Raw genomic sequence first — 13911 nt, 5'->3', positions numbered from 1 at the left:
CGGTATGTCATGGATAAGCTTTCACTCAGTACCCTAGGTCAACACCTGCAGACGCTGCGCATGGAGCGGGGCTGGTCGCTTTCGCAGTTGGCCAATGACGCGGGCATCGCTAAATCTAACCTGTGCCGCCTTGAGCAGGGTAGCGGCAACCCCACGCTGGATACTATCTGGCGGCTGGCGGTACAGCTCAATGTCCCCTTCGGTACACTGGTAGCCCCGATTACCGTGCCGCTAGGCGAGGATGGCATTCAGGTGCGCCTGATTGATCAAGGCAAAGGCATCCCGCAAGTGGATGCCTACTGGATGCGCTGTGCGCCCCATACGCTTCGCCACGCCGAACCTCATACGCCTGGAACCCGAGAGTCGCTAACGCTGATTAGCGGCTGCCTGGAAGCGGGGCCAGATGGCGCGACGATAGCGCTTACCCCAGGGCAGACGGTGACATTCTCCGCCGACCAGCCGCACCTTTATCGCACCCAGGCTGTGGAGGCCACTTTAATAATGACCATCACCTATGGTGAAAAAGGCAATACGCCATGAGCCAGCCTGCTCGTCACACACCGATTCGCTCAACCGTAAAAGGTGCCCGGGAAGCCATTCCGCTGCTGGGAGGCTATATACCGGTCTCACTCTCCTTTGGCCTGGTGGCGACTCAAGCAGGCTTTAGCACCTGGGAAGCCGCCGCAATTTCAGCGCTTGTTTACGCCGGTGCATCGCAGTTTCTATTTGTAGGCATGGTGGCGGCGGGTTCACCGCTATGGCTAGTGGTGGCAATGACCCTACTCATCAACGTGCGCCATGTCGTTTACGGTCCTAATCTAGCGTCATGGCTGCCACCCAGCCGCCACTGGCCTTGGTTAATGCATGGTTTGACCGATCAAGTCTTTGCCCTCGCTCTGACTCGACTGCCTCAGCTGTCTGCGCCCGAGCGTTTTAGCTGGTTTATGGGGGCCTCTTTGCTGGCATGGGGAGTGTGGATAGTGGGCACGGTAGTAGGCGCCACCGCTGGAGAAACGTTAACCACGCGCTGGCCGCTGCTTGGCGAGGTTATGCCGTTTGCTTTGCCCGCACTATTTTTGACTATGGTGGCGCCGCGCTTCACCGATAAGCGCTGGGCACTGGCGATGGGCTGCACCATTCTTTCAGCGCTGCTATTAACTCTTTATGGCTGGAGCAATGTGGCTATTCCGCTGGCCGCTGCCTGCGGCGCGCTGTGCTTCTATATCGTGAAGTTTCAGGCGGGAGGGCGCACGCTATGAGCACCGAGCTATGGATCGCCGTTATAGCGTGCGCCATCGGCACGCTGTTAATGCGCGTCGTCCCTTTCCTATGGATGCAGCGCCGCCTCAATAGCGATACCGGCATCAATAATATGCCTCAGTGGTTGGGCATTCTCGGCCCACTGATGATTGCCGCCGTACTGGGCGTTTCGATTATGCCGGTTAATCCCAGTGCTATTGCCTGGATCGCAACGGCCATTGGGCTTTCCGTCACGCTGGCAGTATGGTCGCGGCTACGTTCGTTAGGCTGGCCCGTGGCCGCAGGGGTGACCGTTTTTGGCCTAGTGCAAATAGTCGCTCACATTTGATAATGCGTTGCATTGACTTTTGCTGCATGACATCATCGCGGCTCTCTAATTTCCGCCGGCTTGAAAGTGATCTTCAACCTGAACGCTCACCGCCATTACCGCAAAATGTTACGGTGCGTGCTACTGGCGGCCTGTGCAACGCTGGCTTACGCCATTGCCGAGGCTAGCGAAGAGCAGCCCACTACGCCAGCCCGCATCGTCACGCTGTATCAGGGCGCTACCGATAGTGCCGTCGCCCTAGGTATTACGCCCATTGGTGTGGTCGATTCCTGGTTAGAAAAACCCATGTATCGCTACCTGCGTGACGCGCTTACTAACGTAGAGCACGTAGGCTTAGAAACTCAGCCCAACCTAGAAAAAATTGCCTGGCTGGCGCCTGACTTAGTGGTTGCCAGCGATTTTCGTCATGCCCGCGTAGCGCCGCTATTGAGCGCTATCGCCACCACGGTGACGGCGCCTAACGTGTTCGGCTTCAGAACAACGCTTACCATGATCGCCAATGCCACCGGGCGAGAGGCACAGGCAAGCGAGCTACTGCAACGCTGGGACGCGCGGGTTGCTGATTTTCGCCAGCAGATAGCCGCCCAAATGGGCAATGAATGGCCGCAAAAGGTTGCCGTCATTCGCTTCAAGAGCGACCACGTTCGCATTTATACCAGTGGCTTTGCGGGCTCCATTTTAGATGAACTGGGCTTTGAGCAACCCGATACGCTACAAACCCAGGGCTGGGGAATGAAGCTTTCCAGCACTGAAAATATTCCGGCACTGGATGCCGACGTTATCTTTGTACTGCTAGAGCCAGACGATGCCGCCATTGCTAATAATTACCGGCACTGGGCTTCTCACCCGTTATGGCAACAATTAAGCGCCGTTCAAAACCAGCGCGTGTATGAAGCCGAACCCGTGAGCTGGATGATGGGCGGCGGCATACTGGCGGCAAATGCCATGCTAGATGAACTCTATCGCCATTATGGGTTGACGCAACCGCTGCCCCGCCAAGCCTGTCGCGCTCTTGCCGCCACTAGCATTGAGCAAACGACATGCTGAACAGCCACACTGCAAAAAGCCTGGGCCTTTTACTGGCGGCCTTCACGGCACTTGCGGCCTTTTTCGCTAGCGTTATGCTCGGCACTACCGACATCCCGCTGGCATCATTAGCGGCCGCAATTCATCACTATGACCCCACCCAAATCGATCATATCATTTTATTCAACGAACGCTTACCCCGCGCGGTGATTGCCACGCTGGTCGGCGCCAGCTTAGCCATTGCGGGCGCGCTCATGCAGACCATGACGCGCAATCCTCTGGCATCACCGGGAATTTTGGGGATCAACGCAGGTGCAATGTTTTTTGTGGTGGTCGCGGTGTCCTTCCTAGCGCTGCGTACACCTGCTGACTATGTGTGGGCCGCACTGCTAGGCGCGCTTGTTGCCGCGGCGCTCGTGGTCATTCTCAGCAGAGGCCGCCACGGCGAGCTTTCACCTCTTCGCGTTGTGTTAGCGGGCGTTGCTGTCACCGCTATGTTTGTCTCGTTCAGCCAAGGGCTGCTGGTGATGGATCAGCAAAGTTTTGAAAGCGTCCTTTACTGGCTGGCGGGGTCGGTGTCAGGGCGCGATCTTTCGCTAGTCACGCCGCTATTGCCTCTTTTCGGCACGGCAATGCTACTGAGCGCGCTGTTAGTGCGCCACGCAAACGCGCTAATGCTAGGCGACGACATGGTCACGGCACTGGGCATGCAGGCAACCACGATCAAGCTACTGTTAGGACTTATCGTGATTGTATTGGCGGGCAGCTCTGTAGCATTGGCAGGCATGATCGGCTTTGTAGGCCTGATCGTACCCCACATGGCGCGAGGCATCTTTGGCATTGATCATCGCTGGCTATTGCCCAGCTGCGCGTTACTCGGCGCTTGCTTGCTGCTGCTGGCCGACGTGGCTTCACGATTTTTAATGCCGCCGCAAGAAGTACCGGTGGGTGTCATGACGGCCCTCATTGGCACGCCCTTCTTTATTTATTTGGCGCGACGCAAGATGACTAGCCAATGACTAAATCCAGCGTGCCCCTACTAAGCCTGTTACTAGCGGCTAGCGCCGGTCTTTCACTATGCTTAGGTAGCTTTCCAACGTCGCCAATAGAAGTACTGGGCGCCCTGACCGCGCCGCAAAATAGCGACATTACCTTTATCATTTGGGAATTGAGGCTACCTCGTATTGCGCTGGCAATACTCGTTGGTGCTGCCCTGGCGATGGCAGGGGCTATTCTGCAAAGCATTGTGCACAACCCGCTGGCGTCTCCAGATGTGATTGGCATTACCAGCGGCGCGGCGTTAGCGGCAGTGCTTTTTTTAGCGCTACTGAGTACTCATTTAAGTATTCACTGGCTACCTTTCGCGGCCATGCTAGGCGCACTGATATCAGCGCTGCTGGTGATTAGCCTCAGTTGGAAAAACGGCATCAACCCATCGCGTATGGTGCTAGTCGGTATCGGCCTTGCAGCAGCCACTGGCGCAGGTACCACGCTGTTGATTGTAATCAGCGATGACGCCGCCGCCATGACCGCCTACGTATGGCTAACCGGCAGCCTGTATGCCGCGCAATGGAAAGATGTAGAAGGGATATTGCCGTGGCTATTGGTGCCTGTGCCCATCTGTTTGGCCTTTGCGCGTCATGCGGATGCCATGGCATTGGGTGACAGCGTTGCCGAAGGGCTGGGAGTGCCTATTTTGCGCAGTCGGATGATATTACTCGCCTGCAGCGTAGCGCTAGCCGGTGCCGCCGTGGCCTTCGCCGGTGGCTTAAGTTTTGTGGGTCTGATTGCGCCTCACCTAGCGGCTAGGCTGGTGGGGCGTAATATGGCACGGCTAGTGCCCGCCTCTGCACTGGTTGGCGCGCTGATCGTGCTGTACGCCGACTTGCTGGGCAGAGTGGCCTTCTTACCGAAAGACCTGCCTGCGGGTATTTTCGTAGCAGGCATCGGCGCGCCCTTCTTTGTCTATCTATTGCATAGAATGCGCCGGCAGCGTTAGAAATCCAAACGATAGCCGAAGGTCACGGTTCTGCCACGCCCTGCAAAGTAACGTTCGTCGTTAACCAGCGCGCTTTGCGAATAGTAGGTGACGTACTGCTCGTCTAACAGGTTGGCAACGCCCACGTTGACCTGCCCGACCGGCAGTTTATATCCCACCGCCGCATCCATTAACAGATAGCCATCAAACTCACGGTTTTCCTCGTCAAAGGTTTCATCAAAGGCATAGTTTGCCTGTACAAACGTCGAGAGTTCCTCCGTCCAGTTCGCGGACCAGCTGGCGACCAGGCGATCCGGCGACACATCAAGCCCTGACAGTTGGGAATCTAGGCTACCGTCTTCATTACTGTCAAAGCGCCCTTCCATACGCGAGTAGGCCACGCGACCGGAATGCTGCTCGGTAAATTGATAATCCATCGAGGCTTCTAGCCCTTTAATCTCGGTTTCCTCGCGGCTCAAAAAGAAGACATCGTCGATTTCCGTCAGGCGGCTGCCGAACTCAGAGGACGATTCGTAATAGCTTAGCTCAGCGGCTAAGCGCCCGTTTTCAAAACGTACGCCGGTCTCAATATTATCGGTGACGATGGGACGAAGGTTATCAATGCTATTGACCGACTGTCCGGGCGTCGAAATACCACGCAGTGCACGCCCTACATCCGGAATCGAAAATCCTTCAGAGTAGTTGGCGAAGAGGCTCCAGTTATCAACGGGTTTCCACACGACCCCGGCGTTATACAGCGTTTCATTGAAGCTGGGGGCGCCACCTTCAACCTCAACGCCATTATTCGCCGCGACGGTCTGGTAGCTGCCAATATCCAGCTTGGCATATTCATAGCGGGCGCCAGCGGATAACAGTAGCGAATCGACAGGCCTAAACTCGGCTTGAATGAAAGGCGAAAGATCGGTGTACTCTGTCGACGGCACATAGGTACGGTCAGATTGATACAGGTACTGCTCGGTTTCATCAAACAGCGTATCAAAGCCGCCGGTCAGCGTGAGCCGGTCGCTAAACAGATCATCTTTAGTCAGCGATACTTTGGTGCCAAATTTGCTAGTCGTCGCCATGGTTTGATCATAAAAACTACCCACTGGCGCAATAGCAGGGTCTTGGAAGGTCGCTGAATTGGTCGCGCCAAACAGTGCCTCATAGTCCTGATAGAACACCTGAGCACTTAAGCGCATCCCGGCGAGATCGTAATGATCGTAACTCAGCCCCGTCGTCCATACGCGGTTATAGGGCGCATCGCCTTCTGGGGTTCCGCGCTCAGAGGTGGTTACCACACCGTTGGCACGGTCACCTGTCACGCTGACATAATTATTTTGCCCTTCAATATCAAAATGATTCAGGGTCAATTGCAGGCGCTGATTATCATCGATCCAGTAGGCCACCTTGCCCAAAAAGTCATAGGAGCGAGAGTCCATCAGATCGCCCTGCGTGTTATCGACGCCGACAGCATCACCGCTACCGTCGAGGAACAGCCCCTGCCTCTCGACGCTCGCCGAGAAGAGATAATCGATATCGCCAGTATTGCCACTCACGCCATAATTCGTTTCATAGCTCAGCGTGTCGCTATCCAGCTCGCTGGTAGGGGTTGTCACTCTAATTTCTGCATGCTGATTGTAAGAGCCAGGCTCCGGGCGCTTGGTAATCAGGTTAATCACGCCACCCGACGCCCCAACGCCATTGGTCGCGTTGGCACCTTGAATAACCTCGATTTGCTCAACCATGGAAAAATCGATGGTATGCGCTTCACGACCGGTGGGACGCAGCGGATTAGACTGAGGAATACCGTCAATCAAAATCAGCGGGGTGCGTCCGCGTAGCGTCTCGCCGCTACCGCTCATCTTCTGGCGGCTAGGCGAATAGGATGGCAGCAGGTTGCTTAATACTTGCGATGAATCGCTGGAAATCTGCAGCTGCTGGTCGATTTCCTCTTTAGTGATAATACGCACCGTTTGGGGAGAATCGTCTTTCGTGGCATTAGTTCGTGAGGCGGTCACGACCATTGTTTGATCGGCGTCACCACGGCTACTTTGTGAATCTGATACAGCCGTATTCTGCGCGTGGGCCTGACTCATAGCCACCAAACCAGCGAGTGTTACCGTTGGCCAAAACACTGGACGATTCTTAATGCGCATGTTCTTTTTATACCTTTGGAGTGAACGATCGAGGGAAAGCGTAATACACACACAAATGATAATGATTGTATTATGCATATAAACGTATTCAGGTCTACCAAACCTGAACGTGCCGTTCACTTTTTTGCAATCATCTTGCTTGCGTTTATGATTCTCTATTCTGTAGACGGTGGCACTGCCTAGTAAGCGCCCACTAACTTAGAGTGCTAAATATTGAAAATGAGAATGTTTTACCTTACGGTGCTGCCTGCCTAGGCCATGCAATGAGCCCTCCTGTGACCAACCTTTCAGACCAACAGCCCCGTTTAACCGGCAAAGCCTTATCGGCTGGCTACGAGACTCGTCCCGTATTAAAAGGCGTGGATATCGCCATAGCGCAAGGCAAGCTAACGGTGCTTTTAGGGCCTAATGGCAGTGGCAAATCGACGCTTTTAAAAACGCTTGCACGAACGCTTAAGCCCAGCGCCGGCCACGTGTATTTAGATGGTAAGGACATTCACCACAGCAATACGCGAGACGTGGCAAAACGGCTTGGCATACTCCCCCAAGGGCCCATCGCCCCTGAAGGGCTAACCGTTAAACAGTTGGTTGGTATGGGGCGTTTTCCCCATCAGACGCTGTGGCGCCAGGACACTAAGCAGGATGCCGAAGCCATTCGCGAGGCAATGGCCTACACCAACGTTACCGAGTTCGCTGACCGCAACGTGGATGCGCTTTCTGGCGGGCAGCGCCAACGCTGCTGGATTGCCATGGTGCTAGCGCAGAAAACCGATTTAATTCTGCTCGATGAACCCACCACCTTTCTTGATCTGAAGGTGCAGGTCGATCTTCTAGAGCTGCTCTCTCGCCTCGCCCACGAACATGGTCGCACCCTGTTATTAGTGCTTCACGACCTGAACCTGGCCGCCGCCTACGCCGACCATCTAGTCATGATGTGTGATGGCCGCATAGTCACCAGCGGCCCGCCCAGCGAGATCTTTACCGCCGCAAACCTAAAGCGCGTATTTGACCTAGATGCACGCGTGCTCCACGACCCCGAAAGCGGCAGCCCGGTGTGCGTACCGCGCAAGCAACCTGCCAGTGGGCTTGCGCCAATCCAATCGTAGATAGCTGACTATTTGAGCGTCATTGATGCCTGCTAATAAACAGCTAATAAAAGCAACCAAGAGTATTGAAACAGAGAGCGTCAGCGAGAGGTATTGAGCGTTGACAGCCGCAGCGGGCCTGCTGTTAGCAGCTACTGAGAAGGGGGAGCGGCTTCTGCTAATAATGATAGGTAAAGCACAGGACGTAAGATGAGCTGCTATTTGAAATAAGCAGTATAGAAATGGTGGGCCCAGTAGGACTTGAACCTACGACCAAGGGATTATGAGTCCCCTGCTCTAACCAACTGAGCTATAGGCCCGAAAAGCGTGCATATCATAGCGAATGTGACGGGTTGAGGCTAGCCCCATTGCGCTATCTTCATGCTGCTGTGGCACTTTATACGGTTTGGGGGGTCTTGTGGGTAGTGTTTAATGATTTGAGCGGCTCTTAGTTTTGTGGGTAGCTCAACATATTGTGGACAGTTTTTATACGGAGGCGCGCTTTGAAAGCATTGATTGCTCTATTTCCCTTATTGTTAGCCCTGCCGGTACACGCTGATTGGCAGCTTGATCCTGCTCAGTCCCAGGTGCAGGCATCAATTACCCAGCTAAACGGCGCAGCGCCGCAAACGCATCATCACCAAGTACGCGACCTACAGGGCACTATATCCAGCGACGGTACGCTGCGCCTGCCATTAAAGCTGAGCCAAACGGATGTACTTGAGCGCTTTAGCGAACTGCCGCCTTGGATTGGTTTGCTGGCAAACACCACGTTGGTCACGCTGGTGGCGCAAATGCCCCCTGAGCAGCTAGACAATTTGGACATTGGCGAATCGCTGGTCGAGACCCTGGAGTTTAGGGTTGAATCCGATATGGTTAACCAGCAGGAGTCAGTACCGCTGCGCTTTACCCGCGAAGGCCTTAATGAAATACGGGTTACCCACGCGGAACCAATGGCCATGGACGGCAGGGTTCTAATGGAAAACAGCACGGTGCGTACCGTGCTGTCGATGCTGGGTTACCAAGAAATTGATGAGAACGTGCCGGTGACGCTTAACGCGCTGTTAGTAAATCGATAACGATGACACAAAGCGTTTAAGACCTTAATACTTCTACGTCTCCTGCCAGAGCCTTGCCGGTTTGTACCCGCCACTGGGCGGCATAGTGTCCGTTGGTGGCAAGCAAACTGGCGTGCCTGCCTCGCTCAGCGACGCGGCCTTTCTCGATTACCACGATTTCATCAGCGTGAACGATGGTGGAAAGCCGGTGGGCAATCATAATCACCGTACGCCCATGAGCAATGCGCTTTAGGGAACGCTGGATGGCCGCTTCGGTTTCGTTGTCCACCGCACTAGTGGCTTCATCCAACACCAAGATCGGCGGGTCTTTAAGCAGTGCCCGCGCGAGTGAAAGCCGTTGGCGTTGGCCGCCAGAAAGCAGCACTCCGCGTTCCCCAACGGGTGTATCTAGCCCCTGAGGCAATGTTTCGATAAAACTCCAAGCCTCGGCGGTTTTGGCAGCGGCGATAATCTCGGCTTCATCGGCCTGCGGTTTTCCATAGGCGATATTGTCTCGAATACTGCCTTCAAAGAGATACACGTCCTGGCTGACTAAGCCAATGGACTGGCGCAGAGAGTTCATACTCACGTCAATAATAAGTTGGCCGTCGATCAGTATGCGCCCGGCTTCTGGGTCGTAAAAGCGTAGCAGCAGCTTGATCAGCGTCGATTTACCCGACCCAGTGGCCCCCACCAGCGCCAGGGTATTGCCGGAATAAACGCAGAGCTGACCTTAATCGCCCGGCGGTTAGCCTCGACATACGCTTCGCTGGTAAAGCTTTTGATCGTCGCAATGCCGCTAAGTTAGCGTGCGACTAAAGCGACGAGATAACCACTTAACTGACAGCCTATTAAACCGTCGCAGGCGAGCGCCGCACATTGGCCAACAGGGGGCTTCCGGTCGCGGGGTCGGTTATTAGCGTGCATTCTACTTGATAAAGCGTGCGAACCAGCTCGGGGGTCACCACTGAAGCAGGCGAGCCTTGCGCGATTATCTGCCCTTCCCGCATGGCCACTAGATGATCCGCATAGCGGCACGCGCTGGCAAGATCATGTAGCACCATCACGACGGTGCGGCCGTGATGGGCGAGCTCTTTTACCAGTTCGAAGACTTCGATTTGATGACCAAGATCCAATGCAGACGTGGGCTCATCTAACAGCAATAGCGGCGTTTGCTGAGCGATGGTCATGGCAATCCAGGCACGCTGGCGCTGGCCACCGGAAAGCGCCTCAATGGGCCGATCAGCCAGATCTTCTAGCCCTGCCGCTTCAAGCGCATGCTGAACAACACGCTGGTCTTCTGCCGACCACTGGCGCAGCCAGCCTTGATGCGGCTGCCGGCCAAAGCGTATTAACTCGGTCACGGTTAAGCCTTCCGGCGCGACAGCTTCCTGAGGCAGCAGCGCCAGCTGAGTGGCCAGCTGGCGAGAAGGCAATCGCTGAATATCCTCACCGTTCAACAATACGCAACCGCCATCAGGCTTATGCAGGCGAGCCAGCCCCGCCAGCAATGTTGACTTACCACAGCCGTTGGGCCCGACAATGGCCGTTACCTTTGCACTAGGCAAGTAGATATCCAGACTATCAATGACCCGCCGCGCACCGTAGCCCATGCTCAACGCATCGGTAGCCAGCGTCGGCGGAGCTTCAAAATCGTTCATGCGTGACTCCGTTGCGGCCGCATCAAAATCCATAAAAGCCAGGGGCCACCAATAATAGCGGTAACAATACCCACCGGAAGCTCAATCGGCGCCAGCAGGGTACGCCCCATTAAATCGGCCAGCACCATCACCAGGGCACCGGCAAGCGTCGCCGCGACCACCGGCACATGGCGTGGGGTAGACAGCGCGCGCGCAATTTCAGGCCCGATCAACCCCACCATGCCTACTGGCCCGGCAACGGCAACGGCAAGCGCCGTTAATATCACCGATAACAGCAATATTTGGATACGTCTTACTTTGGCGTTCACCCCAAGCCCGTTAGCCGTCGCTTCGGAAAAACGTAGGATCGTTAGCGAGCGGGCTAACGCCAGTGCCGTCACAAACCCCACCGCTAGGCCGACGCCCAATAGGTGAACGGAACCACCTGAGCGCGCATTCAGTGACCCTACCGTCCACGGATAAGCAGCATTGGCGGTATCAATGGCGACCCGCGCCAGCAGCAGCTGCGTGATCGCCCCGAAAACAGCCCCAACACCGATACCGGCGACGATAAAGCGATAACCCTGAGTACCGCTCCCCGCCGCGAGTCCAAATGTCAGCACCGCGGCGGTCACCGCACCGGTCAGGGCCATGGTCGAAGGTGCTAGCGAGACACTCATACCTACAACCGAGGCAACCGCAAACGCCGTGGCGCCGTTATCGATGCCGATAATGCCCGGCGTGGCCAGACGATTACGTGCCAGTGTCTGCATAAGGATACCGGCCAGGGCGAATGCCGCGCCGGTCAGGCAAGCCGCGACCAAGCGCGGCAAGCGCAACTCCTGAATCATAAATCCAGTCATCATGTCGCCCTGCCCCGCCAGCGCCATGATCACCTCGCGAGGCATCAGCGTTAGGCTGCCAAGGGACAGGTAGGCAATAGCGGCGCATACTAACGCGACCATCAGCGCGCTGTTGACCAAAACGGCGCGGCGTTCAATCAGAACACTGGCACCATTAGCTCGGCGCTCGCCCCACCGCCAGTAGCCGGTAGGCGGCTTAACCGATTCATCGTCATACGGTGCCATTTTCATCGTGGGCGCGATGGACACCAGCGCAGCGGCGCTATTTTTTCTGAGATTAGTGAGTTTTGTGAAATTCCTGACATCAGATTTTAACCAGCGGGCCCTCATAAAAAAACTCATAACATAGGTAGGCGGCGGGCACGCACGGCGGCGATCAGCACCGGCGCCCCGCACAGTGCCGTAAGAACCCCCAGCGGAAGCTCAGAAGGCGCGACGACCACACGCGAAATGATATCAGCCGCTAAAATAATCAAGGGCCCAATCGGCAAGCAAAACCACAGGGTGCGGCGAATATCAGGCCCGGCAAAAGCGCGAGCGATAAAAGGCACCACCAATCCAACGAAGATAATAGGTCCGGCAATCGCCGTTGCCGCCCCCACCAGCAGCGCCACGCAAAGTACCACCAAGGCGCGGATCAGTTGAGGATGATGCCCAAGCCCCGACGCCATACGTTCACCAAGCGCCAGCGCCGAAAGCGGACGCGCAATTAAAGCTATCAATACGCTACACACCGCCGCCGATGGCAACACGGCCAACAGGTCTTCCAAGCGGCGTCCTGCCAAGCTGCCGATAACCCAAAAGCGCACCTCATCGGCCGAGCGCTGATCAAATAGCAGCATTAACGAGGTCATCGCCCCGAGCAAGGCTGAAAAAGCAGCCCCTGCAAGTACCAAGCGGATGGGATCATTGCCAACCCCGCGCCAGCGAGCAACGCCTAATACGCACAGACAGCCCACCAGCGCCCCCAGCTGCGCCACTGAAATACGCAGCGTTGCCGCACTGGCTCCCAGCACCAACGCCAGCGCCACGGCAAAAGCGGCGCCCGCGCTGACGCCCAGCAAGCCAGGTTCCGCAAGAGGATTGCGAGCCACCGCTTGTAACAGTGCTCCTGAAACGCCCAGCGCCACGCCCACCGCAATACCGATTAAAGTACGCGGCGCACGCAGCTCCCACACCACGAAATACGCCTCTCTGTCCTCGCCGCCCAGCAGCATTGAGAGCGCCTGAGACGGCGAAACGTTGCCCGCTCCTACCAGTAAACTAACGAGACTCACCGCCACAAGGGCGGTGAGTAGGCATAACAATAGCGTGCGCTGATTGAAGCGTTGCACACGCGCGAAGACTTTCATGGCCATTCCTTCACGAGCGTATCTGGATACCAAACACGTTTATAACAAGAATCTTTGCACCGAAAACTGTTGTGCCACGCATATTGGTAGCAAGAGCGCCTAAGGCAACAACGCTTTTTCGATATCGTCCAAAATGGCTTGCGCGGCTAAGGGGCCTGATGCGCTGCTCCAAACCTGGCCATTAACAGGCACCACGTGACCTTGTTGGACAACGTTGAGACGCGTAAAGGCGCTGCTTTGCTCAGCGGCATCCAGTGCCTGCTGGCCTTCGTCGTTAAGCGTGGCGAGAAACAGCCAGTCACCGTCGATCATAGACAGGTTTTCAAGGCTCAGAATATCGCTATGCGCGCTGCCTTCTTTAACCAGCCCTTCGTCTTCCACGCTAATACCGGTCGAGGCCAGCACACCGGTTGCAAACAGTTCAGACGACATCACCATGGGCCCTGCGGGCATCCAGCGAGCCAAATAGGCAGTACCGCCCACCTGTGCTTCGCTTAGGCGCTGGTTAAGCTCAGCCGCGCGCTGCTCAACGCTTTCAAGCACCTCATCCACCTCGGCTTCTTTACCCAAGGCCTGCCCATAAAGGCGTGACTCGGCCTTCCAGTTTTCACGCGACAGGCCGTTTGATTCAGGCACAACGGTGGGCGCAATGCGCGAAAGCAATCGATACTGCTCCTCGGGAAGCTGCGGGGTAGCCAGAATGAGATCCGGCTGTAAGCGAAGCACCGCTTCAATATTGGTTTCGCGCGTAACGCCTACCATTTCCAACTGGCGCGTATCGATATGTTCACTCATATAGGTCGCCACCTCATTGCCACCCCGCGTGGCGATCGCACCAATCGGCGTCACTCCAACCGCAACCGAGGCGTCCAAGGCACCTTCGTAAAGTGTCACCACGCGAGCCGCTGAATCAGGCACTTCCACTTTACCAAAGGCGGTATCCAGTTCACGCGCCTGGGCATTGGCAATAAGGCTCGTGAATAGCACACCTGTTAAGCCATGACGCAGTATCGAACGCAGCATTGAGATCCCCTACTTTTAAATAAAGTATCGATAAAAATTAGTTGGCAAATAATAACCCAGATGATGGACAGTAACGATTCTCAAAATCACTTGCACTACTATTTGCGTGAATGCCATGTTCCATATTTTGCAACAGCGC

Annotated in this window: 13 protein-coding genes, 1 tRNA gene and 1 pseudogene; 8 read left to right on the top strand and 7 right to left on the bottom strand. The window is 55.7% G+C overall.

Going from position 1 to position 13911, the window contains the following annotated elements; genetic code table 11:
• The first annotated feature begins 9 nt into the window (after window positions 1–9).
• The 6 genes from ACTH5D_RS03450 (at window position 10) to ACTH5D_RS03425 (ending at window position 4613) form a co-directional block, all read left to right on the top strand.
• Entirely contained in the window at window positions 10–540 is a 531-nt protein-coding gene (locus ACTH5D_RS03450) for a helix-turn-helix domain-containing protein (protein WP_441668413.1), read from the top strand.
• The gene (locus ACTH5D_RS03445; protein ID WP_441668411.1) at window positions 537–1259 is read left to right on the top strand and encodes an AzlC family ABC transporter permease; all 723 of its coding nucleotides are present in this window, start codon (window positions 537–539) and stop codon (window positions 1257–1259) included. The genes ACTH5D_RS03450 and ACTH5D_RS03445 overlap by 4 nt, the downstream gene beginning before the upstream one ends.
• Window positions 1256–1588 carry an AzlD domain-containing protein gene (locus tag ACTH5D_RS03440; protein ID WP_441668409.1) on the top strand — a complete coding sequence of 111 codons (333 nt, stop codon included), beginning with the start codon at window positions 1256–1258 and terminating at the stop codon, window positions 1586–1588. The genes ACTH5D_RS03445 and ACTH5D_RS03440 overlap by 4 nt, the downstream gene beginning before the upstream one ends.
• A 66-nt stretch (window positions 1589–1654) precedes the next feature.
• Window positions 1655–2635: an ABC transporter substrate-binding protein gene (locus tag ACTH5D_RS03435; protein WP_441668407.1), complete on the top strand. Its 981-nt coding sequence runs from the start codon at window positions 1655–1657 to the stop codon at window positions 2633–2635.
• On the top strand, window positions 2629–3633 hold the full coding sequence (locus tag ACTH5D_RS03430; protein ID WP_441668405.1) for a FecCD family ABC transporter permease: 1005 nt from the start codon (window positions 2629–2631) through the stop codon (window positions 3631–3633). The genes ACTH5D_RS03435 and ACTH5D_RS03430 overlap by 7 nt, the downstream gene beginning before the upstream one ends.
• Complete coding sequence (locus ACTH5D_RS03425; RefSeq protein WP_441668403.1) at window positions 3630–4613, top strand: FecCD family ABC transporter permease; 984 nt, start codon at window positions 3630–3632, stop codon at window positions 4611–4613. Before ACTH5D_RS03430 ends, ACTH5D_RS03425 begins: the two co-directional genes overlap by 4 nt.
• Here the strand turns inward: ACTH5D_RS03425 and ACTH5D_RS03420 are convergent.
• Window positions 4610–6751 carry a TonB-dependent receptor gene (locus ACTH5D_RS03420; RefSeq protein ID WP_441668401.1) on the bottom strand — a complete coding sequence of 714 codons (2142 nt, stop codon included), beginning with the start codon at window positions 6749–6751 and terminating at the stop codon, window positions 4610–4612. The genes ACTH5D_RS03425 and ACTH5D_RS03420 overlap by 4 nt on opposite strands.
• A 263-nt stretch (window positions 6752–7014) precedes the next feature.
• On the opposite strand from ACTH5D_RS03420, the gene ACTH5D_RS03415 reads away from it, so the two are divergent.
• Window positions 7015–7857, top strand: coding sequence for an ABC transporter ATP-binding protein (locus ACTH5D_RS03415; RefSeq protein ID WP_441668399.1), 843 nt, complete (start codon window positions 7015–7017; stop codon window positions 7855–7857).
• Between the two features lie 222 nt (window positions 7858–8079).
• Here the strand turns inward: ACTH5D_RS03415 and ACTH5D_RS03410 are convergent.
• Window positions 8080–8156, bottom strand: a tRNA-Ile gene (locus ACTH5D_RS03410).
• A gap of 183 nt (window positions 8157–8339) precedes the next feature.
• Between ACTH5D_RS03410 and ACTH5D_RS03405 the strand changes: the two genes are divergently transcribed.
• Entirely contained in the window at window positions 8340–8915 is a 576-nt protein-coding gene (locus ACTH5D_RS03405; RefSeq protein ID WP_441668397.1) for a hypothetical protein, read from the top strand.
• Window positions 8916–8931: 16 nt separating this feature from the next.
• Here ACTH5D_RS03405 and ACTH5D_RS03400 read toward each other — a convergent pair.
• The 5 genes and pseudogenes from ACTH5D_RS03400 to ACTH5D_RS03380 all read right to left on the bottom strand — a co-directional run.
• Window positions 8932–9621 (bottom strand): annotated as a pseudogene (locus tag ACTH5D_RS03400) (ABC transporter ATP-binding protein); the annotation flags it as partial.
• 124 nt (window positions 9622–9745) lie between these two features.
• The gene (locus ACTH5D_RS03395) at window positions 9746–10555 is read right to left on the bottom strand and encodes an ABC transporter ATP-binding protein (RefSeq protein WP_441668395.1); all 810 of its coding nucleotides are present in this window, start codon (window positions 10553–10555) and stop codon (window positions 9746–9748) included.
• Window positions 10552–11628, bottom strand: coding sequence for a FecCD family ABC transporter permease (locus ACTH5D_RS03390; RefSeq protein WP_441668393.1), 1077 nt, complete (start codon window positions 11626–11628; stop codon window positions 10552–10554). The genes ACTH5D_RS03395 and ACTH5D_RS03390 overlap by 4 nt, the downstream gene beginning before the upstream one ends.
• Window positions 11629–11735: 107 nt before the next feature.
• A complete protein-coding gene (locus ACTH5D_RS03385) occupies window positions 11736–12749 on the bottom strand; it encodes a FecCD family ABC transporter permease (RefSeq protein WP_441668391.1) in 1014 nt (337 codons plus the stop codon).
• 99 nt (window positions 12750–12848) lie between these two features.
• Complete coding sequence (locus tag ACTH5D_RS03380) at window positions 12849–13772, bottom strand: ABC transporter substrate-binding protein (protein ID WP_441668389.1); 924 nt, start codon at window positions 13770–13772, stop codon at window positions 12849–12851.
• Window positions 13773–13911: the final 139 nt, after the last annotated feature.

Origin of the sequence: Halomonas sp., from assembly GCF_052095695.1 — a bacterium.
In the GTDB taxonomy this organism is placed as follows: domain Bacteria; phylum Pseudomonadota; class Gammaproteobacteria; order Pseudomonadales; family Halomonadaceae; genus Vreelandella.
This window is presented reverse-complemented; position numbering and strand designations above follow the sequence as displayed.